Annotated in this window: 15 protein-coding genes and 6 pseudogenes; 8 read left to right on the top strand and 13 right to left on the bottom strand. The window is 57.5% G+C overall.

Annotated elements, in window-relative coordinates; all coding sequences use genetic code 11:
- Positions 1 to 6: 6 nt before the first annotated feature.
- From G6N80_RS04740 to G6N80_RS04720, 6 genes and pseudogenes are all read right to left on the bottom strand, one after another.
- Positions 7 to 1818, bottom strand: a complete 1812-nt coding sequence (locus tag G6N80_RS04740) for a glycoside hydrolase family 15 protein (RefSeq protein WP_165131679.1) — start codon at positions 1816 to 1818, stop codon at positions 7 to 9.
- Positions 1811 to 2623, bottom strand: a complete 813-nt coding sequence (fabG, locus tag G6N80_RS04735; RefSeq protein ID WP_165131676.1) for a 3-oxoacyl-ACP reductase FabG — start codon at positions 2621 to 2623, stop codon at positions 1811 to 1813. The genes G6N80_RS04740 and fabG overlap by 8 nt, the downstream gene beginning before the upstream one ends.
- Positions 2624 to 2698: 75 nt before the next feature.
- Entirely contained in the window at positions 2699 to 2923 is a 225-nt protein-coding gene (locus tag G6N80_RS23330; RefSeq protein ID WP_246251409.1) for a hypothetical protein, read from the bottom strand.
- Between the two features lie 11 nt (positions 2924 to 2934).
- Entirely contained in the window at positions 2935 to 3162 is a 228-nt protein-coding gene (locus G6N80_RS23325; RefSeq protein WP_246251408.1) for a Rossmann-fold NAD(P)-binding domain-containing protein, read from the bottom strand.
- 67 nt (positions 3163 to 3229) lie between these two features.
- Positions 3230 to 3463, bottom strand: a pseudogene (locus tag G6N80_RS04725) (MarR family transcriptional regulator); the annotation flags it as partial.
- A gap of 185 nt (positions 3464 to 3648) precedes the next feature.
- Positions 3649 to 4490, bottom strand: a pseudogene (locus G6N80_RS04720) (IS3 family transposase); the annotation flags it as partial.
- A gap of 66 nt (positions 4491 to 4556) precedes the next feature.
- Between G6N80_RS04720 and G6N80_RS04715 the strand changes: the two are divergent.
- Complete coding sequence (locus G6N80_RS04715) at positions 4557 to 5600, top strand: IS110 family RNA-guided transposase (RefSeq protein WP_210300926.1); 1044 nt, start codon at positions 4557 to 4559, stop codon at positions 5598 to 5600.
- Positions 5601 to 5857: 257 nt separating this feature from the next.
- Here G6N80_RS04715 and G6N80_RS04710 read toward each other — a convergent pair.
- A pseudogene (locus G6N80_RS04710) lies at positions 5858 to 6115 on the bottom strand (transposase); the annotation flags it as partial.
- Positions 6116 to 6849: 734 nt separating this feature from the next.
- On the opposite strand from G6N80_RS04710, the gene G6N80_RS04705 reads away from it, so the two are divergent.
- The 4 genes and pseudogenes from G6N80_RS04705 to G6N80_RS23320 all read left to right on the top strand — a co-directional run.
- A complete protein-coding gene (locus G6N80_RS04705) occupies positions 6850 to 8358 on the top strand; it encodes an ATPase domain-containing protein (RefSeq protein WP_062553785.1) in 1509 nt (502 codons plus the stop codon).
- Positions 8342 to 10387 carry a hybrid sensor histidine kinase/response regulator gene (locus G6N80_RS04700; RefSeq protein WP_165132368.1) on the top strand — a complete coding sequence of 682 codons (2046 nt, stop codon included), beginning with the start codon at positions 8342 to 8344 and terminating at the stop codon, positions 10385 to 10387. The genes G6N80_RS04705 and G6N80_RS04700 overlap by 17 nt, the downstream gene beginning before the upstream one ends.
- 788 nt (positions 10388 to 11175) lie before the next feature.
- Positions 11176 to 14142 carry a DEAD/DEAH box helicase gene (locus tag G6N80_RS04695; protein ID WP_246251363.1) on the top strand — a complete coding sequence of 989 codons (2967 nt, stop codon included), beginning with the start codon at positions 11176 to 11178 and terminating at the stop codon, positions 14140 to 14142.
- Positions 14139 to 14420 (top strand): annotated as a pseudogene (locus G6N80_RS23320) (hypothetical protein); the annotation flags it as partial. The gene G6N80_RS04695 and the pseudogene G6N80_RS23320, both read left to right, overlap by 4 nt.
- Positions 14421 to 14465: 45 nt before the next feature.
- Here the strand turns inward: G6N80_RS23320 and G6N80_RS04685 are convergent.
- From G6N80_RS04685 to G6N80_RS04675, 3 genes and pseudogenes are all read right to left on the bottom strand, one after another.
- Positions 14466 to 14792, bottom strand: coding sequence for a hypothetical protein (locus G6N80_RS04685; protein ID WP_082547110.1), 327 nt, complete (start codon positions 14790 to 14792; stop codon positions 14466 to 14468).
- Entirely contained in the window at positions 14789 to 15547 is a 759-nt protein-coding gene (locus G6N80_RS04680; protein WP_165132365.1) for an exonuclease domain-containing protein, read from the bottom strand. The genes G6N80_RS04685 and G6N80_RS04680 overlap by 4 nt, the downstream gene beginning before the upstream one ends.
- A 27-nt stretch (positions 15548 to 15574) precedes the next feature.
- Positions 15575 to 16220 (bottom strand): annotated as a pseudogene (locus G6N80_RS04675) (Y-family DNA polymerase).
- Between the two features lie 152 nt (positions 16221 to 16372).
- On the opposite strand from G6N80_RS04675, the gene G6N80_RS04670 reads away from it, so the two are divergent.
- Together G6N80_RS04670 and ligD are read left to right on the top strand one after the other, a co-directional pair.
- Positions 16373 to 16681, top strand: coding sequence for a hypothetical protein (locus G6N80_RS04670; protein ID WP_165131670.1), 309 nt, complete (start codon positions 16373 to 16375; stop codon positions 16679 to 16681).
- A 58-nt stretch (positions 16682 to 16739) separates the two neighbouring features.
- Positions 16740 to 19403: a DNA ligase D gene (gene ligD, locus G6N80_RS04665; RefSeq protein WP_165131667.1), complete on the top strand. Its 2664-nt coding sequence runs from the start codon at positions 16740 to 16742 to the stop codon at positions 19401 to 19403.
- A 7-nt stretch (positions 19404 to 19410) separates the two neighbouring features.
- On the opposite strand, the gene G6N80_RS04660 is transcribed toward ligD, so the two are convergent.
- Positions 19411 to 19785, bottom strand: a complete 375-nt coding sequence (locus G6N80_RS04660; protein WP_062553818.1) for a GFA family protein — start codon at positions 19783 to 19785, stop codon at positions 19411 to 19413.
- 11 nt (positions 19786 to 19796) lie between these two features.
- Positions 19797 to 20753, bottom strand: a complete 957-nt coding sequence (locus G6N80_RS04655; protein WP_165131664.1) for an SDR family oxidoreductase — start codon at positions 20751 to 20753, stop codon at positions 19797 to 19799.
- Positions 20754 to 20929: 176 nt separating this feature from the next.
- Between G6N80_RS04655 and G6N80_RS04650 the strand changes: the two are divergent.
- Positions 20930 to 21154, top strand: a pseudogene (locus tag G6N80_RS04650) (DUF2934 domain-containing protein); the annotation flags it as partial.
- Positions 21155 to 21207: 53 nt separating this feature from the next.
- Here G6N80_RS04650 and G6N80_RS04645 read toward each other — a convergent pair.
- Positions 21208 to 21726 (bottom strand): hydrolase, encoded by a 519-nt coding sequence (locus tag G6N80_RS04645; protein WP_165131661.1) that lies wholly within the window; start codon positions 21724 to 21726, stop codon positions 21208 to 21210.
- Positions 21727 to 21729 lie beyond the last annotated feature (3 nt).

Here is a 21729-nt window from a genome sequence, read left to right as displayed (position 1 = left end):
AGTGGATCAAGGCTGCCAATTCGGCCGATAGGCGGGGTCGAGCCGACGGTCGAGGAAATAGGCGGCACTGATGAATGCGAGATGGCTAAGGGCTTGCGGAAAATTGCCGAGCGGGAGCCCGCGCACGTCGACTTCCTCTGCGAATAAGCTGAGATGGTTGGCATAGGCAAGGCCCTTTGCCAGGTTCATCTGAGCCTCCTGGAGACGGCCGGCTCGGGCTAGACATTCGACATACCAGAATGTGCAGGTCGTGAAGGCGCCTTCTTCTCCTTCTAGTCCATCAGCGCCACGATAGCGGTAAACCAACCCGTCGTCACAGAGCTGTTCTCCTATTGCATCAAGCGTCTTGAGCCAGACAGGATCGCTTGACGAAACAAACCGGACGAGCGGCATCATCAGGAGAGCCGCATCAAGTTCAGTTCCACCGCGCTCCTGCACAAAATAGCCGTTCTCGGGATGGCGGAAGTTATCCCAGATGTCACTGGCTATCGCGTCACGGGTTTCGGTCCAGGCCAGCAGAGGAGAGCCAAGCGATCGCTTGTTGGCGAGCCGAATTGCCCGGTCGAGCGCAACCCAGCACATCAACCGGGAATGAAGAAAATGGCGAGGCTTCGAGCGGATTTCCCAAATGCCGGCGTCTGGCTCCTGCCAATGGTCGATCACATGATCGACGATAGTCCGGACATGCTCCCAGCCGTCATGGCTGATTGCAGATCCATACTTGTTGGATAGATAGACACTGTCGAGAAGTTCACCAAAGATGTCCAACTGCGTCTGCGCATGAGCTGTATTGCCGATCCGCAACGGTCGGCTCTCAGCGTAACCTGCAAGATGCGGTAGCTCTGATTCATCGGCCATAGCCGACCCGTCAAGCGCGTACATGATGCGCAATGGAGAAGAACGGTCACACTTCGCAACACGCGCGCTGACCCATTGATTGAAGTGCTCTGCTTCTTCGACAAAGCCAAGCCGCATGAAGGCATAGACAGTAAATGAGGCGTCACGGATCCAGGTCGCCCGATAGTCCCAGTTGCGTTCTGACCCTAGCGCCTCAGGCAAAGAGAAAGTAGCTGCGGCTGCTATCGAACCGTGACGAGCCGAGGTTAGAAGCTTCAATGCGAGCGCGGAACGAAGCACGTGCTCACGCCAACGCCCATTGTAGGTCGATTTGTCATGCCACGAGCGCCACGCCTTGATCGTTTCCTCTATCAACGACGACACCAGGGCATCATCGGGTGGTGGCATGGTACTGTCGCCCAGGACGAACCATGCACTCTCCCCTTTCGACAGCGTAAAGCGTGCAGTCGCTTCCGCTGCATGTGAGTCAAGCGGAATGGAGGCAAAAAGGGATAAGGACAGTTCTTCGCCCTTGAAGCATACGCCGCCTTCAGTGGCTGCGACCTCAGGGCTATGGCGAGCGTAATCGAAGCGAGGCGCGCAACGCACAGTGAATGTCACCTCTCCGCTTGTCACGGTCAACCGGCGAATGAGACCACGCTCACACCGGCCTGCACGCATCCGGGCTTCGGGTTGTGGCATGAAGTCAGCTACTTCCGCACTGCCGCTTTCTGCCATGAAGCGTGTAATCAAGACATTCGTATCTGGGACGTAAAGCTGAAGATGACGCGGGTTATCAAGTTGAGGCTTGATTTCGAAAGCTCCACCTTTGCCGTTATCCAGCAGATCGGCGAAGATGGTCGGACTGTCCAGCGCCGGCCAACACAAGTAGTCAATGGTCCCGTCACGCGCGACCAGAGCGACGGTTTCAAGGTCGCCAATGATGCCGTGATCGCCGATCGTACGAAGCGGCTCAGCCATTGTTGCGAAACTCCGGGTAGAGCGACATGCCGCCATCAATGTAGAGGGTAGTACCGGTGATATAGTCGGCCTCGTCAGACGCCAGCCATACAGCAGCCTTTGCCACGTCCTCTGGCTCGCCAATCCGGCCATAGGGGATGAGTCTGAGCAGCTTAGTCAGTTCCTCTTCGCTCTCCCAGGCGTCCTTGTTGATCGGCGTCTTGATGGCACCAGGTGCGATCGCATTGACCCTGATTCCATCAGCCGCAACCTCTTGGGCGAGTGTACGTGTGAACATGTGAACGCCACCTTTGGCAGCTGCGTAGTTTATATGCCCGGCCCACGGGATGCATTCATGCACTGAACTCATTGTAATGATGACGCCGGCACTGCGGGCTGGACGTTTGCTCACCGTCTGGGCACGGAAGCGTCGCACAGCTTCCCGCGCGCATAGGAACTGTCCGGTCAGGTTGATGTCGATGACGGTGTTCCAGTCGCCAAGCGACATGTCGGCAATCGCGGCATCCTTCTGAATACCCGAGTTAGACATAAGCACATCAATGCGCCCGAACGCTGTTGTTGCTTCATCGAAAAGGCGAATGACGTCCTCCTCCTTTGACACATCAGCCTGGATCGCAATCGCACGCCCTCCCTGGTCGATGATGCGATCGACCAGCTCTTGTGCGGCTTCGGCGTGAGAATGATAGTTGACCGCGACCGCGCAACCAGCCGCCGCCAAGGCTTCGGCAATGGCCAGGCCAATTCCTGAGCTCGCGCCTGTGACAATTGCACTATGATGGGCAAGACGAGACGCTTTGTAAGCCATGAAACAGTCTCCGATTAAACTGGGTGTATGGTGGTTGGTGGAACCATCAAAAGGGCGCTTGACGCTTGACGTGTCTTATTTGTTGGGGACGAACTCGTCCCGATGGTCCCGAACAAAGTCTGAAAAGCTCCTTGGTGCAACGCCGGTCAGCCGCTTGATCTCGAAAGTGGGATTGATCTCGTGGTGGCCGGCGACAACATCCGAGAACTGCGCAACCAGGCCATCGGCCATCCAGCGGGAGTTGCCGGTCAGACGAAGAATGAGTTTGAAGAGCGGGCTTGGCAGATGGAGATACCGCACCTTTCGTTTCGTCACATTCGAAAGGCGTGACGCAGCCTCATGTCCAAGGTCTCCGGACCGGCCAGGAAATAGGTCGCTTCGTTGTGACCTTCTTCGGTCAGAACCTTGGCCGCAACGCGTGCAACGTCGCATGTGTCCACCCACGAAACCGATCCCTTGCCGGCGATTTGCGGCAGGAGACCCTTTGCAATCGGATCTTTGAACCAGAAGAAGTTCTGCATGAACGCGGTGGGTTTCAAAATGGTCCAGCCGATCCCGGCATCGCGCAAGTGATGGTCGATGAGCGCGTGCGATTTTGCCCAGGGTATCCGCCAGGACATCAACGATGCGCTGGACCGCCTGTCGGGTCAGGCCCATATTCCGGGCGATCGATGCGGCTGGCAGCGGGACTGGTGAATAACGCAGTGCCCCGAGCACCTGCCACCAGGCGCTGGTTAGACCCAGATGCGCCACCAGTTCGTTTTCGGCGCTGATCAGCCTGCCGTTTGCTGCGAAAATGGTGAGAGCCAACGCTCGGACCTGGTTTTCGTGATCGGACATTCGACAGCTCGCTCCCATCACGGCAACATGCTGTCAATGAACCTTTAGGCGGAAGGTTCCGGTTCTTTGGTCCAGAAGTCTCATCCATCGAGGTAACGAGGGGGCTCTTTGGAAGAAGCACGTACTATGGGCATTGCTCTGGGACCAAACCTTGGACCGCCGGGAATTAGAGTTTCCGGCTCTGATCACGATGGCTGGCTGGTAGCGCCACCGGGATTATGCAGTGCGATCGGGACGTTATAACCGATCGCCGAGTGAGGACGTTCCTCGTTGTAATATCGACGCCAAGTCTCCAACTTTTCGCGGGAATCTGCAAGGGTCAGGAACCAATGAGCATTCAGGCATTCCGATCGCAGCTTGCTGTTGAAGGCCTCGATGAAGCCGTTATCAGTCGGTTTGCCCGGGCGTGAGAAGTCCAGGGTGACGTTGTTGGCATAGGCCCAGAGGTCAAGATCACGGGAGATGAACTCGCTGCCATTATCCACCCTGATCGTCTTCGGATAGCCGGTCTTTCGGCAGATGCCTTCGAGGGTCTGGACGACATCCTCGCCGCGATAGGTGAAGCGAGCGTCGGCGGCCGGGCAGTAGCGCGAGTGCGTGTCGACCACGGTCAGGATACGCAGCTTCTTGCCGGTTGCGAGCTGGTCATGAACGAAGTCCATCGCCCAGACATCGTTCGGCCCGACAGCTTCCTGACGATCATCTCGGAGCTTTGCCTTCACACGCCGCTTGGGATGCTTGTTGCGCAGCTGAAGCCCTAACTCGCTGTAAATTCTGCGTGTCTTCTTCATATTGATCTTCCAGCCGTCGCGGCGCAAATGCACATGGACGCGGCGGTAGCCATACCGCACACGTGTCTCGCAAATCTCCTTGATGCGTCGTTCGAGTGGGGCCTGTCCGGTGCGGCGGGATTTGTAGTGGTAGGTCGATGTATCGAACTTCAGGACCTTGCAGGCCCGTCGAATCGATATGCCCAGTCCACCAGCATCCCGTCGATCAGCTTGCGCTTCCGGACAGGCCTCAGAGCTAATGGGATGGTCCGCCCTGTCTCCCGAGAGCATAATGGAAGCAGGCAAAAAGGAGGGCCTCAGTGATGGATCGCAATCAACCGCGTGACTGCACTGTTTTTGGAGTAGATATTGGGAAGAACGTGTTCCACGTCGTCGGCCTGGATGGTTCAGGTGCGATTGTTCAGCGAGTTAAGTTCCGACGAGAGACATTGCTGCAATTCTTCGAGCGTGCGGCGCGTACGCTCGTGGGAATGGAAGCCTGTCCCGGGTCTCAGTGGCTGGCGCGCAAGCTGCAGACAATGGGACACGAAGTCCGGATTATTCCCGCGCAGTTTGTGAAGCCTTATGTGAAGTCGAACAAGAACGACACCATTGATGCCGCAGCTATCGCCGAAGCAGCAACGAGGCCGACAATGCGGTTTGTGGGTATTAAACAGCCGGACCAAGTTGATTTGCAGATGATGCACCGCGTTCGGAGTCGGTTGGTGTCAGCCCGGACAAACCTCATCTGTCAGATGCGTGCCTACTGCCTTGAGCATGGTGTCGCGATGCGACAAGGGGCTGGCGTATTCAAACTCGATATTTGCCGAGTTATTGAAGATCTGGACAATGATCTGACGCCAATGGCCCGTTCTGTTCTTCGCGATCTACATGACGATCTCCGCAGGCTGGAGGCACGTATCCGGCAAGTATCGGACGACATTGAGAAGATTGCAGACAGCGACGAGCGCGCGAGGCGCCTCATGACAATTCCAGGCATCGGCCCACTTGGAGCTACAGCTATTCTGTCAGCCGTCGGCAATCCCTCACGGTTTGCCAAGGCGCGAGACGTTGCAGCCTGGTTAGGCCTGGTCCCTCGTCAGTACTCGACCGGCGGAAAGCAAACGCTCCTCGGCATCAGCAAGCGGGGCAACAATTATATTCGACGATTGCTCATCCATGGTGCCCGCTCCTGTTTGATGCACCTCAACCGAGACAAGGATCGGCTTGGCCATTGGATCGATGAATTGCGACTCAGAATGCACGTGAACAAGGTGACCGTGGCTTTGGCTGCTAAGCTGGCGCGTATCGTTTGGGTGATACTCACGAAGCCCGGCGCCACTTACATGCGCCAGCCAGCTGCATAGCCCATCGCCATTCTGGCTCCTGAAGGCCAGACAGATTGCGAGGTTCGAAGGTGATGACGAGACAGTTGATCGGCATTCTGTAAGTCCTGGCTGAAAGAGGGCTTCGTGCCCGAAGAAGCTATTTGGAAACAGGATGTGCGGATCTCATCAGGGCCTGACTGCAACCGCAGTCCACTCGCGAGAGGCCGGATACATTTACGCAAACTGCATTCGTCAGCAGCTAAAGATCCTTGCAATGACAGGGCGGACCATACATTTCGGCGGATCACGTCCTGCAGCATCTCGCGGTCCAGCGTCAGATCGGCAACGATCTTCTTGAGCCTGGAGTTCTCATCTTCCAGAGCCTTCAATCGGCGCATCTCATCGGGCAGCAGACCCCCATACTTCTTGCGCCAATTGAAATAGGTCGCCTGGCTGATCCCCGCCTTCCGGCAAATCTCTGCCACCGGCACGCCGTCGTCGCCCTGCTTCAAAATGAACGCCTTCTGGGCGTCCGAGAACTTCGATGCCTTCATGCTTCCGCTCCTTTTCCCAGCCGGGAAATTACAGCGGAAAACTCCAATTATGAACGGTCCAGTTTTTGGGGATCAGAGCAGCATCGCCGGTACCCGATGCGGTAGGCGCTGACGGCGTGGCGTTCCCAGTGCTACCGCCTGCTTGAGGGAGTAACCAAAATGGCCACGTTCACTGATGCATATCTCCTCATGTTAATGGACGACGATGTCGTCCTGCATGAAGGATCGTTCGGTATCGTCGCACCAATCCTGCCATTTTCCGATGACGAACGATGCTCGAGACGGTCAACGAGCTTTGGGTCGAGATCGGGTGGCTCTTTTCTTTCACATATGGGTTCGACTGGAGCTTGATCTTGGAGGCACGTGTCAGAGATCCAGGCAAGCGGTGTACGACATGTGTGGAACGGCCTACCCCTTTGAGCGCCCACTGACGCAGTGGCGGTACCCACATGTAAAACGGAATGCTTCCGCCGGTGTCGATCGGCGAGAGCTGTGCAAGGACCCTTCAGCCCTTCATGTCAGCAGCAAACGAGCCAATTCAGGGTCCGAGAGAAACCAGTCGAACCACCAGAACGGAGCGGTTATTTGGTGATTCCCAGCTTAAGACATGGCTATTTGTTATTCGGGCAAGCTGTCGTGTTCCGCATTGTGTTTCAAAGGGAACAAATTTCGCGTTCGTACGTAATCTTGAGAACAAATTTTGCCTGAACTTACAGCGCGAATGTGGAGGATCCATGGCGGACCAACTGACCGCAAAAGCAAAGACGGGTGTCAGGGGGCTCGACGATATTCTGGCAGGGGGGCTGTCCCGTCGACACGTCTTTCTGTTGGAAGGCGCGCCTGGGTCAGGGAAGACGACCATCGCCTTGCAGTTCCTGCTAGAAGGAGCCAAAGTTGGCGAGCGTTGCCTTTACATCACCTTGTCGGAAACGACTGAAGAGTTGGTCGACAGTGCAACCTCGCATGGCTGGAATTTACGCGGTCTCGCCGAAATCTTTGAACTTGTGCCGCCCGAAAGCCTCTTGAATGCGGATCAACAGCAGAGTCTGCTTTACTCATCTGATCTGGAATTAGGCGAAACTACAAAGTTAATTTTCGAAGCGTTCGAGCGCATCAAGCCGCAGCGGGTAGTCATTGATAGCCTGTCCGAAATCAGGCTTTTGGCTCAAAGCTCATTGCGTTACCGTCGACAGATACTCGCACTGAAGCATTTTTTTGCTAAATCCGACGCAACCGTTCTACTGCTGGACGACATGACATCCGACACGCTCGACAAGACCGTGCATAGCGTCGTCCATGGAGTCGTACATCTTGAGCAGCTCGCACCCGACTACGGTGCTGAGCGCCGCCGTGTGCGGATCCTTAAATATCGGGGACAGGCCTATCGTGGTGGGTATCACGACTTTATCATCAAGACAGGCGGCGTGGCGGTATTCCCGCGATTGCGGGCCATAGAACATAAGACAGGCTTTGAGCGGAGTCTGCTCGCAACCGGGATCGCCGAGTTGGATCGTCTGCTGGGCGGAGGACTGACACGTGGGTCAAGTACGCTCTTAATCGGCCCTGCCGGAACAGGAAAAAGCTTGGTTGCGCTGCAGTTTGTCAGTGCAGCAGTGTCACGCGGCGAGAAGGCAGCGATATTCGTGTTTGACGAAGAACTGGGTCTTTTGTTCGCGCGGACAAAAGATATGGGGTTGGATCTTGAGAAGCTGCGCGACTTGGGACTCATCCATATCGAGCAACTCGATGCTGCGGAGTTGTCACCTGGAGAATTTGCCCAGCGCGTACGCGATAGAGTGGCCGACTTCGAAGCGAGGACAGTGATTATCGACAGCATAAACGGGTATCAGGCAGCCATGCCCGAGGAAAACGGGCTGATCTTGCATATGCACGAGCTTCTTCAGTTCTTGAACAGGCAAGGTGTCAACACTTTTATTACGGTTGCGCAACACGGTCTTGTCGGCGATATGAAATCTCCGGTGGATGTCACCTATTTGGCCGATTCTGTGATACTTTTGCGATACTTCGAAGCTGATGGACGCGTGCGCAGGGCGATTTCGGTCATAAAAAAGCGAACTGGTAACCACGAAGATACTATTCGCGAGTACAAGATTGGCAGTGGCGGGTTAACACTTGGCGAGCCACTTTCTGGCTTCCAAGGTATCTTGCGTGGCGTACCTCTTTTTGTCGGAGAGACCAACCTCCCATTGAAGACCTCTGTTGAGGATGATAGCCATTCCTGAGCACGCCGCATTAACTCTCGTTCATACTCCTATCGGACGCGATGCCGAGATTGCATCAGCACTGCTGAAAGAGGCTGGCATATCTGCAAGGATTGCCGACAGCTTACAAGATCTTGTCGGGTCTCTTGGTGACAATGTTGCTTTTGTTGTCATTACGGAAGAAGCGATGCGTGGTGCGGACTTACGCCTTTTCTCTGCTTGGATTGAACAGCAGCCGAGCTGGTCGGACCTGCCGTTTATCGTCTTGACTGCCCGCGGCGGAGGACCCGAGCGAAATCCCGGCGCGGCACTCCTGTCTGAGATCCTTGGAAATGTCAGTTTTGTGGAAAGACCGTTTCATGCAACGACGTTCATCAGCGTTACTCGTTCAGCTCTACGAGGTAGGCGCAGGCAATGGGAAGCTCGCAGTCGCATCGAAGCGCTCGATGAAAAGGAGCGTCGCCTTCAGACAGCGCTTGAAGCGGGCCGCTTGGGAGCGTGGGAGCTTGATCTGGCGACAAATGTCTTGACCACGTCTTCTACTTGCCGTGGAATTTTCGGCAGGGCGGAGGACGAGGATTTTTCCTACGAAGACCTCTTGCAAGCGATTCACCCCGATGACCTCGATGAAATGAAAGAGGCGGTGCGCACCACGATTGAGACTGGAGCGGACTACTCCATAGCTTATCGTACGATTTGGCCGGACGCCTCCATTCATGGAGCGGAAATCCGGGCTCAGCTTCATCGTGATAGGGCCGGACGGCCAATAAAGCTGGTGGGTGTTTCCGCTGACGTCACCCAACGGCTGCAAGCAGAACAAGAACAACGGCACCAGAATGAGTTGTTGGAAGAACGAGTATCTGAGCGGACCCGCGAGCTCAAAAAAGCCCATGATCTTGTCCTAGCGGAAGTAAGCCAGCGTGAGCGGGCGGAAGAGCAGCTTCGACAAGCCCAAAAGATGGAGGCGATCGGGCAGCTGACAGGCGGGGTCGCGCATGATTTCAATAATCTTTTGATGGCAGTGCTCGCAAATCTAGAGCTACTTCGAAAGCACGTTGCAGGCGATGAGAGAGCCAGCAGGCTCGTCGAAGGGGCAATGCAGGGGGCTCGACGCGGCGCCTCGCTAACGCAAAGATTGCTTGCCTTCGCTCGAAGGCAAGATCTCCAAGTCGGACCGGTGAATCTCAGCGGACTTGTAACAACGATGGAAGAGTTGCTCCAGCGCTCCGTTGGATCAAGAATTGCGATCCACGTAGAGGTGGCAGACGGCTTGCCTCAGGTGTCAGCGGATGCAAACCAACTGGAACTCGCTCTCTTGAATCTCGCAGTGAATGCCAGGGATGCAATGCCCGACGGCGGAGCAATCCATATCACTCTGAGAGAAGCTGAAGTCGCTACAGATTCGGCGTCGATGGTATCTGGAAGTTACGTTGTCTTATCGGTCCGAGACGAGGGTATCGGCATGGATGAGGGAACGTTGCAAAAAGCGATCGAGCCATTCTTCTCGACGAAGGAGCTGGGTAAGGGTACTGGCCTAGGGCTCTCCATGGTCCACGGATTAGCGTTGCAACTCGGAGGTCAGTTGGCGCTTGCAAGCACTCCTGGGAAGGGGACAACCGCTGAAATCTGGATTCCCGTTTCGGCAAATAGCGTCGTTGCACAGCCACTTGCCGAGACCGTTCCGGACAAGCCAAGTGAGACGGGACCAAAGAGAATTTTGCTCGTTGATGATGACGTCCTCATCGCGATGAGTTCAGCGGACATGTTGAGCGATTTAGGACACGAGGTTGTCGAAGTCTATTCCGGGAAAGACGCATTAGCTTTGATAGACACGGGTGAGTGTTTCGACCTCGTGATCACCGACTATTCGATGCCGGGTATGACGGGTGCCGAACTAGCCAAGGCGCTCCACGAGCGTCTGCCGTACTTGCCGATCATCCTCGCGTCTGGCTACGCAGATCTCCCACCGGGGGTAGAGATGCAGGCGGCGCGGCTTTCCAAGCCCTATACGCAGGAGCAATTGGCGCACACTCTTTCGAAGATCTTCTAGTTAACCGTATGCGATCCCAAACAGAATGGCCGGTCATCTAAAGCTCGGCAGCCCTCAATTGCTCGTTTCACAACGGCCGAGCGTCCAATTCCGGGTGTGACCCCCAATCGATTTCACTATGGAGCGACACCAATCCTCCTGGGCAGCCCAAGGTCGAATGAGGTAAGACCGACTTAGCTAAACAACTTGTTGAGGGTATAAGACCGAAACAGGACAAACTATTCAATCAACAATGTCGCAAATTATCCGAAATGTAGACACTCCCTGCCAAGACGTAGCGGATCCGCCGCGCGCCGTTCACGCAGGACCGCAAGTAAATCGGCTACAAGCAGAAATGTGATTCAACCACTGACTGCGCTGACAAGGGAACACATGGGGGCGATTGTCGTTTCTGAATGCCGGCAGTTGCCGGCGGTAATCGGCGGCTTGATGTGCGTAAAATGAACGACGATGGTGCGGGCGCTGCAACGCCCCTTTCTCCAGACCTCCCCGTGCAAAAATTGGAGTATTCTCCCGGTTTGCTGGCGTCCCGGTTGGCAGCGGCTTTGAAAGAGGCGCGACACCCAACATGTTATGTGGCGCTCAGCGATAGGGTGGCTGACGAAATCGCAACTGCAGTCAAAGCCCTTTTCCCAGATATCCCGTTCCTTGTCCTGCCGCCATGGGATTGTCTACCCTATGACCGAGTGCCACCCTCGCCACATTGCATGGGCCGTCGCATGGATGCGTTGCGCATCTGGAGAGAACCTTGCGGCCCACCTAAACTCTTGGTCACCTCTGTGGAAGCGATGCTGCAACGGGTGCCGCCGGCGGCAGTCATCGAGGGCAGCAAGTTCGATCTGGTCGCGGGCCAGCGGTTCGACAGAGCAAGTTTTTCGCAATTCGTTCGACGCGCCGGTTACGTCGAGGAAGGTGTGGCAGACGATCCCGGTGAGGTGGTGGTGCGGGATGGAGTGATAGACATCTACCCTGCAGGAGCTCCAGGCCCGATGCGAATTGTCTTGTCGGACAAGGATGAGGTCGAGGAACTGCGGGGCTTCGACCGGATATCCCAGCTCACGGAAAGCTCTCTGGATCGGGTAATTCTGGGGCCTGCCACAGAAGCCATCTTAACAAATGCCGATATCAATGGAGCAGTTCCGACATCAGGGACGATGGAACATGTTCTGGGTCGCCTCTATGAAAAAATGCCCAGCGTTGTCGAGGTCTTGGGTGATGCGATCATACATCTGGCTCCTGGCGCTGAAACACGCGTTGAGCGGTATTTCAGCATTATCGAAGATGCACGGCAAGCTCGCGGGCATTCCGGTAAAACTGACAACGGCTCCGCGCGGTCGCTTTACTTGAGCCGTGCGGAATGGGATCGATATGCTCAGGGCATGGCGGTACATAGTCTCAATCTTGAACCGGAGGACAGTCAACCCGCAGAAGGCTTCGCCTCCGGTGCTGGTAAATCCGTGGGGAGGCTGGTTCAGGAATGTGCGAAGCAAGGGCAAACCATCGTCCTTACCGGGACAGGCAAGAGCGTAGAAGCACTGTCTCGGCGTCTCGCAAAAGCAACTTGCGCGACCTTGCAGCATGTCGACACGTGGCAGGCCGCGATATCGGCGGAACCCGGCAGTCTCTTGAAGCTCCCATGCACGCTAGAACAGGGCTTTGTTGACAGGAGGAACAATATTGTTGTGATCGCGGCCCCGCAAAACAGTGTAACGAACAACGCGCGTCTATTCCTGGCGGAGCCGGAGCTGCAGATCGGTGATGTCGTGGTTCACGAAGAGCATGGTGTCGGCGTCCTGAAAGACGTGCAGAGCCTCTACATAAACGGCGTCGCCCGCGACGCAGCCCGCCTTGACTATCGCGACAGCGGATCGCTTCTCGTGCCGATGGAGGATTTCGGCAAATTATGGCGCTATGGATCCGAGGCGCAGACCGTAACGCTTGATCGGCTGCACACGCAGGCCTGGGGAAAAAAGCGCGAAAAAATCGCCCAGGATATTGCATCTACGGCTCGACATTTGAGCAAGATCGCCAAGGAAAGAGAGGCATCGCGATCCGAAACATTCTCGCCGCCGCGAACTTCATACACAGCGTTTACGCGACGATTCCCCTATGCGGAAACGTCAGACCAGAGCGAGGCCATCAATTCCGTGCTCTCGGATCTTTCGTCCGGCCGCCCGATGAACCGTCTGATCTGCGGAGATGTCGGGTTCGGCAAAACGGAGGTTGCCTTGCGAGCGGCTGCGGCGGTTGCCCTTGCCGGGGGGCAGGTTGTTGTTATCGCGCCGACCACCGTTCTGGCCCGTCAACACTTTGCGACTTTCGAACAGCGTTTTGCAGGTTCAGGCATTTCAGTTGGGATGCTGTCGAGGCTCGTCAAAGCTGGCGAGGCAAAGCAAGTGAAGGCAGAGCTTGCCGAAGGCAGCCTTCGCATCGTCGTTGCGACGCAGGCGGTACTGGCCAAAGATGTGCGTTTTGCTCGCCTCGCGCTTCTGATCGTCGATGAAGAACACCGCTTCGGACTGCGACAAAAGCGGGCGATGGCCGCGCTCGCACCCTCTTTGCATGTACTTGCCATGTCGGCGACACCCATCCCCCGGACACTGCAATCGGCGATGGTCGGGATCCAGGAGGTAAGCTTGCTAATGACACCGCCGCGAAGGCGGATGCCTGTCCGCACCACGCTTTTGGCCTTCGACAGCGCGTCCGTCCGTATCGCACTGATGCGCGAGTTCAGGCGTGGCGGGCAGAGCTTTGTCGTCGTGCCGCGCATCGAGGACATCACCGCGGTCGAGGCGCGACTGCGCCAGATCGTTCCGGAGCTTGCGATCCGAGTTGCGCATGGAAAGATGCCTGTAGCTGCCCTGGATGAAGCGGTCGTGTCTTTCGCGGCAGGCGAGGGCGATATACTACTGGCCACCAACATCATCGAAAACGGCCTCGACGTTCCCCGGGCGAACACAATGTTCGTCTGGCGTGCAGACCTGTTTGGACTAGCGCAGCTCCATCAATTGCGCGGGCGAGTCGGGCGCTCTGGCACGCAAGGCGCGGCAATCTTCCTGACAGACGAGAACACGAAATTGTCTGAGGAAGCGCGCCTGCGGCTATCGACGCTCGTCGAAAACGATCGGCTTGGCTCAGGCCTGTCAATCAGCATGCGTGATTTTGATCTGCGCGGCGGAGGGGACCTCGCTGGCGAGGATCAGGCCGGGCACATCAAGGCTATTGGCATTGGTCTCTATCAGAAGCTGCTGGCGGATGCAGTCGTAAAGCATCGCACGCCGATGAAGGACGCGGAGGAGCAGACATTTCTCAACTTCGGAGTTTCAGGAGGCATACCAGCAAACTATGTGTCCGATCCGGCGGTGCGTCTTCATCTATATGCCAAGTTGAGCCGAGCCTCTTCACCGAAAGCGCTGGCGGATTTAGAAGAGGAATTCGAAGATCGTTTCGGCGAGCCGCCGCAGGAAGTAAAACTACTCTTCAGAAGAACCCGCTTAAAGCTCGCCGCGTCACGACTCGGCATCGCCAAATTTGAGGCCGGACCAAAAGCATTGGCCATTACGATCAAGGAAAAGGCGTCTCTCCGCGTTTGGGCGAGCTTCGCAAAAGCAGAAAATGCCATTTTGGAGAAAAACCGCCTGCTGTTCGAGGCCAGTCGAGCAGCTGATAACGAGCCGCTTTACTTCTTTGAAACAATGGTCGCGAGCGCGCAGAAAAGGTGCAAACCAGGTATTAGAAAACGTACCCGAAACTAAGTAAGACTGAACTGGAACGGCGACAGGCGCTGTGGAACATCAAGGCGCTCCGTGACGAACTCATGGAACTCTGGGCAGCAGCCGCTGAGCGCGAGGCCGGAGTGATTGCCGAGATGCAGGAACCCGAGGTGGCGCTGAAGTCGATGATCGAGAGCAGGGATGTGGTCGAGGACTATTCGCATACCGGCCTGACCCTAAGGGAGCATCCGGCCGCTTTCCTCCGCCGCGATCTTGAGCCAAAGTATATCGTGCCCTGTGCCGAAGCTGGGCGAAAAAGAAGGCAGCTCCGGAGGCGCCTTTGCTGCCTTGACGACAACCTGTTCCTAGAGACCTGCAAACCAGTCGGCATAGGGCGTGTTCTTGGCCATGTGCCTGTTGTAGTCAGGTGCGCCGTCGTTCCACCAGGGGGCGCCGCGCTCGCCGAGCGCGACCTTCGCCTGATCGACCAGATGCCGGGCCGTTTTAATGGCCTCCGGGTCTCCCTTTGCCTCGCGCACGGCACGTCTTGCTGACATCAGGTCCTTGACCAGCCTTTCTCTAGTAGCGCCGTCCAGTGCCGGATTGCTCTTGCGCCAGAGCCTGCCGCGCACCACGAAATACCGCCCATCCGGCGTGTCGGGGTAGGACGGGCTATGAGGTCGTTTCGTCACAGGAGTGTTCCCTGGGCAGGTTCGAGCGGCGCGATTTCCTGGCGTTCTCCACGCCGTGCCAATTCCGTCTGAGCACTGAACCGGACGTCCACATCGCGATCACGCGCGAAGTTCTCAAGCGCTTGATCAGAGATCCGATCCCAGGTTTTGCCGCGGTCCGGGCCGGCGGGCACGCGCGGCAGTAGACCCGGTTCGCTGCTCCAGGCCAGGAGTTGGTCCAGGGACGTCGCATTCAACAGGTCGCGGAGATGATGCGCGGTTACATAGGCGTCTGGCATGGCGCGGTGGGCCGGTAGCCCGATCTCATGCACGAGACCCTCCGGCATGCGCTGGTAACGCAGCATCTGGTTGGAAAACCGCGGCAGTTCGGGCCAGACTCGCAAAGCCGATTTCCAGGTGCAGATCCATGGCGTGCCGCCGGTGAAGCGCGGCGTGCAGTAGCGCTGTTCGAAGCCCGCCCGGTGCGCCGCAAGCGCATCCAGCCGCCCCGGAGGCCGCAGTACGCTTGCGGCGATCTCCTTCCAGAACGGCGCATCGGCCACGTGGCTGTCCAGGATATGATGAACGGCGATCGTATCCGGTGTCATTGGCCGTCCGGGATTGACAAGCAGTGCGCCTCGCTCCTCGGTCACATGCCACAGGCCGTCATCACCCAGAACGACGTCCTGCCAGCCGATCTCGCAGACATCGTTCGGGCCATTGCCGCCGGTCTCGAGATCGATGACGCGGACTCTGGGGAGACAATTGTTTGAAATCGTGATCGATCCTCTTGTTGAACCCGATCATAAAGCCAGGTCGAGCTGGGGTTGTTCCTCCGCATGTTCTCCTTGATCGTTGGTGAGTGAGGAGAGCGTAACGTTAAAGAGACGGACCGGGCGCTTGAAGGGATAGACCGTGGCAAGGAGCGCCGATGCCGCCTCCATGATCCCGGCAACACCCGCGACAGGAGACGTCTCCGTCCTGCTTCGTGTTGCCTGCGTGAAGTCCGAATATTTGATCTTCACGATCACCGTCCTGCCGCTGATCGAGTTCGCCTGACAATGCGACCAGACTTTCTCCGCCAGAGGTTTGAGCTCGGTGGTGACCAGGGCAAGATCATCGTCAACGAACGTATCTTGCGCGACAACTGATTTCGACCAAAATCTCGCGGATCTGCTGCGAGACGGCGCGATAGACCGCAAACCGTGGTTTCACGAAAATCAGCTCCGGGCACTTCCGAGCCGCCGTCACCGACGGTTTGGCTGATCGGACACCAAACTCGCGGGCCTCGTAGCTAGCCGCAGCAACCACGCCACGAGCCGCCGCTCCGCCGACGGCGAGAGGCTTACGGCGCAGTTCCGGATTGTCGCGCTGTTCCACCGACGCGTAGAAAGCATCCATGTGGACATGGATGATTTTGCGAGGGAATGGTGCAGTCATGTCGTTCATGCGGGTCGTTCAACGCAAATGAAAACAAAGGAAGAACATAGCAGCCGCCCGGCACGAATCCAACCCGACCAGATTGAGTTTTCCATCGGGACCGAAACAACCCGCCCGGAGCGACGTTTGGTACACAATCACCAAAACGCAGGGAGAAACTCATGTCTGACGATAGCACCACGACCATCCGCGCTACCTTCAAGACCCGCGAGGCCGCAGACCTTGCGATTGAACATCTTGTGCAGCAGCATGGAATTTCCCGGCCCGATATCTTCGTGCAGCCGGTCGCGTCTGAAAACTCTACGGGATCCGCACCTTCAGGCGGAGACGTCCGGCGCGATGGCGACGTGCGAACCGATGCCCCGCTCGGGGGAGAGATCGAAGTGTCGGCCGACATTGCGTCCCAGAAGATCGCCGCCGTGCAACGCAGTTTCGGCAATCTGGATGCGATCCGGGTTTCCGGACGGTGAGCAATCAGGAGCCGGTCGAACCGGATCCGTTCGGATTGTATTGCGGAGTTGCGAAATCATGGCTGACAGTCTTTCGACATATCGATCAAAGCGGGATTTCAAGAAGACAAAGGAGCCGAGCGGCGAGGTGGGCATCAAGCCATCCAATCGCCTGCGCTTCGTGGTACAGAAACACGACGCGACCCGCCTACATTACGATCTGCGCCTTGAACTCGACGGCGTATTCAAATCCTGGGCCGTAACCCGGGGGCCGTCGCTCGATCCGAGCGACAAGAGGCTTGCAGTCGAGGTCGAGGATCATCCGCTCGATTACGGCGATTTCGAAGGCACGATCCCAAAAGGTGAATATGGCGGTGGTACCGTCATGCTCTGGGACCGTGGCTACTGGGAGCCGGAAGGCACAAGATCGCCGGAAGAAGCCCTGAAGAAGGGCGACTTCAAGTTCGTACTGCACGGCAAACGCCTGCAAGGAAGCTTCGTCCTTGTGCGGATGCGGCATGATCGAGACGGCGGCAAGCGAACCAACTGGCTGCTGATCAAGCATCACGACGAACATTCGGTCGAGGCAGACGGGGCAGCAATCCTGGAAGACAATAACACCTCCGTTGCATCCGGTCGCACGATGGAGGCGATAGCGTCCGGCAAGGGCAGGAAGCCGACGCCGTTCATGCTGCAGGGTGATGCGGCTGAAGCGGATGCCGTCTGGGATAGCAGTCGTGGTCTTGCCGCTGACGAGCGCAACGCGGCGGCAAAGACGGGCACAACCAAAGCGAAAAAACGCGCAGCCACGAAGCGTGCAAGCTCTGCGATGCCCGACTTCATTGCACCGCAGCTATGTGAAACCCTCACTCGCCCACCGGCAGGGAAAGGCTGGATCCACGAAATCAAGTTCGACGGTTACCGGATCCAGATGCGCGTCGAGAATGGTGACGTGACGCTGAAGACCCGCAAGGGCCTCGACTGGACCGCGAAATGGCCCGCAATCGCTGCCGCCGCTTCTTCTCTTCCCGACTGCACCATTGATGGCGAGATCTGCGCTCTCGATGAAAACGGCGCACCTGACTTTGCTGCCCTTCAAGCCGCGCTCTCAGAAGGAACGACGGATGAGCTGGTCTATTTCGCCTTCGATCTTCTCTTTGTCGGCGGTGACGATCTGCGCGATCATCCGCTGACGGACCGGAAGGAGAGGCTGGCATCCTGCCTATCAGACGCAGGCGACGATCCGCTCCTTCGTTTTGTCGAGCATTTCGAGACCGGGGGCGATGCGGTGTTGAAGTCGGCTTGCCGCCTGTCGCTGGAAGGTATCGTATCCAAGCAGGCGGACGCCCCATATCAGTCTGGGCGTACGGAAACATGGGCAAAATCCAAGTGCCGTGCTGGCCATGAAGTTGTCATCGGCGCGTACGCTACAACCAACGGCAAATTCCGTTCGCTGCTGGTGGGCGTCAATCGCGGCAATCATTTTGTATATGTCGGTCGGGTCGGCACGGGCTACGGCGCAAAGGTCGTCGAGACACTTCTACCGAAGCTGGGGGCACTAGAAACCGCGAAGTCACCGTTCACGGGCATCGGGGCTCCCAAGAAGTCATCCGATATCGTCTGGCTGAAACCCGAGCTCGTTGCCGAGATCGAATTCGCCGGCTGGACCGCGGACGGACAGGTCCGGCAGGCATCGTTCAAGGGCTTGCGGGAGGACAAGCCGGCGGACGAGGTCGAGGCAGAAACACCGGCATCTCCGGTCGAACAGGAGGTGCCAGACCCCGAAACTGACAAGCCGGCGCAGAAGCAATTTCGCAGGGGTGCAAAGGCGGAGGTAATGAGCGTGATGATTTCCAGCCCTGACAAGCCGCTGTGGCCCGACGCCGGCGACGGGAAGCCCGTCACAAAGGTCGATCTGGCTCGCTATCACGAAGCTGTCGGGTCCTGGCTGATCGAGCATATCAAGGGTCGACCGTGCTCGATCATCCGCACGCCAGATGGCATTGGAGGCGAGCAGTTTTTCCAGCGCCATGCCATGCCGGGAACGTCCAATCTCCTGGAGCTGGTCACCGTCTTCGGCGACAAGAAACCCTACCTGCAGATCGACCGGGTCGAAGGGCTGGCGGCGATTGCCCAGATCGGCGGCGTCGAGTTACATCCCTGGAACTGCGAGCCCAACCAGCCGGAAGTTCCTGGACGCCTGGTCTTCGATCTGGATCCGGGTCCGGGCGTCGAATTCTCCAGCGTCGTTGAGGCCGCACGCGAGATACGCGATCGTCTGGAAGAGCTCGGCCTGGTCAGCTTCTGCAAGACGACGGGTGGCAAGGGTCTGCATGTGGTCACGCCCCTCTTGGTGCCGAAAGGCAAGAAACTCAGCTGGGACGAGGCAAAAGGCTTTGCCCATGACGTCTGCCAGGAAATGGCTCGGGACAATCCGGATCTCTACCTGATTAAGATGGCCAAGAACCAGCGCGAGGGTCGCATCTTCCTGGATTACCTGCGCAACGATCGGATGGCGACAGCGGTTGCGCCTCTGTCGCCACGCGCACGGCCGGGCGCGACGGTCTCGATGCCGCTCAACTGGACGCAGGTGAAAGCCGACCTCGACCCTAAGCGCTTTACGGTCAGGACAGTGCCGGATCTCTTGAAGAAAAGCACGGCGTGGCAGGACTACTGTGACGGCCAGCGACCACTCGAGCCCGCCATCAAGCGGCTCGCGAAATCCCGGAAGGTCGCGGCCTGACCCGATTTCACGTCCGATCCTCGTCGAACTGTTCAGCACCGTCTATCGCCGCGAGCCAGGGTTCGCGGCGCTTCACCCACAGCTCGTAGACCGGGACCAGATCCGTTGGCGCCTCGCTCAGGCTCCCCAGTTTGATCTCGGCCTCCGTCTCATCATATGCGAACAGACGTGAGCCGCAGGAAGGACAGAACCGGCGGCCTTCAAACACGGTCGTCTCACCCGCACTGGTGAACTGGGCTGCAGGCCAGATGCCGAAATAGGTAAAAGCCGAACCGCTCTCGACGCGGCAGTCGGTGCAGTGGCAGATGCCAATGCGTGTCGGCTCGCCTTTCACCGCAAATGAGACCCGACCGCATCGGCATGAACCCTGTCGTTCGCTCATGGGTGCCATCCTCAATACCCTCCGACGATCGGCAGTATCTCGCCGGTGATATAGCTTGAGCATTGCGGTGAGGCGAGGAAGACATAGGCCGGCGCAATTTCTTCCGGCTGGGCCGGGCGCTTCATTGGCGTGCCGGAGCCGAACTGGGCGACCTTGTCGGGCTCCTTGTCGCTTGGGTTGAGCGGTGACCATACGGGCCCTGGGGCGACGCAGTTGACGCGGATTCCTTTTGGGATGAGCTGCGATGCAAGTGACCTGGTGAAGGCGTGGATGCCGCCCTTGGTCATAGAGTAATCGAGCAGCGTCTTTTCGCCGTCAAAACCGGTGACGGATCCCGTATTGATGATCGCCGAGCCGTTCTTGAGATGCGGAACCGCGGCGCGAGCCATGTGGAAATAGCCGTACAGATTGGTCTTTAACGTCTCGTCGAAATGATCCTCGGTCAGGTCGACGATGTCGTAGGTGTGGACCTGGAAGGCAGAATTGTTCACCAGGACATCGAGCTTTCCGAATTCGGATACGGTCCTTTCGACGGCGTCGCGGCAAAAAGCGGATTTCTTCACGTCGCCCTTGATCACCAGGCAGCGGCGACCTTCCTTCTCGACGGCGGCTGCCGTCTCCTCGGCGTCGCCATCCTCGTCAAGGTGAACGATCGCGATATCGGCGCCTTCCCGGGCAAACAGCACCGCCACGGATCGCCCGATACCGCTGTCGCCTCCGGTGATGAGCGCTACCTTGTCCTTCAGCTTCGCTGAGCCGATATAGAACGGCGCGTCATACATTGTGGCCGGCACGAGGGCGGCTTCGTCACCCGGCTTGTCCTGATGCTGCTCTGGAAATGGCGGCTCAGGATATCGACGAGCGCCAGCCTGCATTGCGCGCGGCTCGGAAGAGACCTCCTGCTGATCGGCCTCAGCGACCTGTTCCTGGATTTCACGTTGCTTGGCTGCGGTAAATGCTGCGGTCATCGTCCTGTCTCCATACTTATGTTTCAACCAAACGATCGGGATGAGAAATCGTTCGCAAGGCGGTAGACGGCCCTCAAGCTCCACTCAAATGGTTGCGATGAAAAATAGGAACTTGTGGCGGGCTTGCGCGCTTATCGCAAGCGAATGCAATCGCTTCAGGATTGAGAGGTTGGAGAATGGCCAGGGATCAATATGAGCGCATCCAGCTGAGAGCCTATGAAATCTGGGAAAACGAGGGGCGCCCGGAAGGCGCTGCCGCCCGTCACTGGGACCAGGCACTGGATGAAATCGCCGGCGATGACGAACATGAAACACTTCAGGACTTGATCGACGAAGATGACCGGGAGGACGAGGAGCGTGAAGAACGCGCTGCAACGGAGCCAAACGACCCCGGGCGCCCCTGAGTCGCGACTGACATCCCTGCCGTGCGACGAAGACCATTCACTCCGGCCAACTACATGGCGTCGGCAGAGACTTTGGTCTTTGTCTTGGAATTGAGGATTTCGGCCAGGCTCACTGGCTTCAAACCCTGCGCGTCGACCCCGACATCGAACTGGCGCGGTGCGGGTTTTAGTCGACCATGCGAGTGGCCGTGGAGATTGATCGATCCTTTGCCCATCTGGTTCCACGTCCGGAATGCGTAGTGGCACAGGATCAGGTGATGGCCACCCTCGCGGAATTCGGCATAGTGCTGGACGCTGGCCCACCCCTTAGATGCCGTCGTCGTCTCCGGATCATTATTCCCGACGATGAGGTGTTTCCTCCCGTTCAGTTTCCCAAGCAAAGTCGCACAGTCTCCGCCTTTCACCGACATGAAGTCGCCAAGATGCCAGATATCGTCGTCCTGTCTGACGACGGCATTCCAGTTGTCGATGACTGCAGCGTCATGTGCTGCCATGTGTGAAAATGGACGACGGTCGATCCGCAGGACGCGAGGATCCCCGAAATGCGTGTCTGCGGTGAAGAAGATCACGGC

This window comes from Rhizobium rhizoryzae (genome assembly GCF_011046895.1).
GTDB lineage: Bacteria > Pseudomonadota > Alphaproteobacteria > Rhizobiales > Rhizobiaceae > Neorhizobium > Neorhizobium rhizoryzae.
This window is presented reverse-complemented; position numbering and strand designations above follow the sequence as displayed.

Bases quoted from the DNA above. Each gene is read 5' to 3' on its own strand.
- G6N80_RS04695 (WP_246251363.1), top strand. From the start codon at position 11,176: ATGCTGCAACGGGTGCCGCCGGCGGCAGTCATCGAGGGCAGCAAGTTC.
- G6N80_RS04705 (WP_062553785.1), top strand. From the start codon at position 6,850: ATGGCGGACCAACTGACCGCAAAAGCAAAGACGGGTGTCAGGGGGCTC.
- G6N80_RS04700 (WP_165132368.1), top strand. From the start codon at position 8,342: ATGATAGCCATTCCTGAGCACGCCGCATTAACTCTCGTTCATACTCCT.
- fabG (WP_165131676.1), bottom strand. From the start codon at position 2,623: ATGGCTTACAAAGCGTCTCGTCTTGCCCATCATAGTGCAATTGTCACA.
- G6N80_RS04670 (WP_165131670.1), top strand. From the start codon at position 16,373: ATGTCTGACGATAGCACCACGACCATCCGCGCTACCTTCAAGACCCGC.
- G6N80_RS04740 (WP_165131679.1), bottom strand. From the start codon at position 1,818: ATGGCTGAGCCGCTTCGTACGATCGGCGATCACGGCATCATTGGCGAC.
- G6N80_RS04715 (WP_210300926.1), top strand. From the start codon at position 4,557: ATGGATCGCAATCAACCGCGTGACTGCACTGTTTTTGGAGTAGATATT.
- ligD (WP_165131667.1), top strand. From the start codon at position 16,740: ATGGCTGACAGTCTTTCGACATATCGATCAAAGCGGGATTTCAAGAAG.
- G6N80_RS04660 (WP_062553818.1), bottom strand. From the start codon at position 19,785: ATGAGCGAACGACAGGGTTCATGCCGATGCGGTCGGGTCTCATTTGCG.
- G6N80_RS04655 (WP_165131664.1), bottom strand. From the start codon at position 20,753: ATGACCGCAGCATTTACCGCAGCCAAGCAACGTGAAATCCAGGAACAG.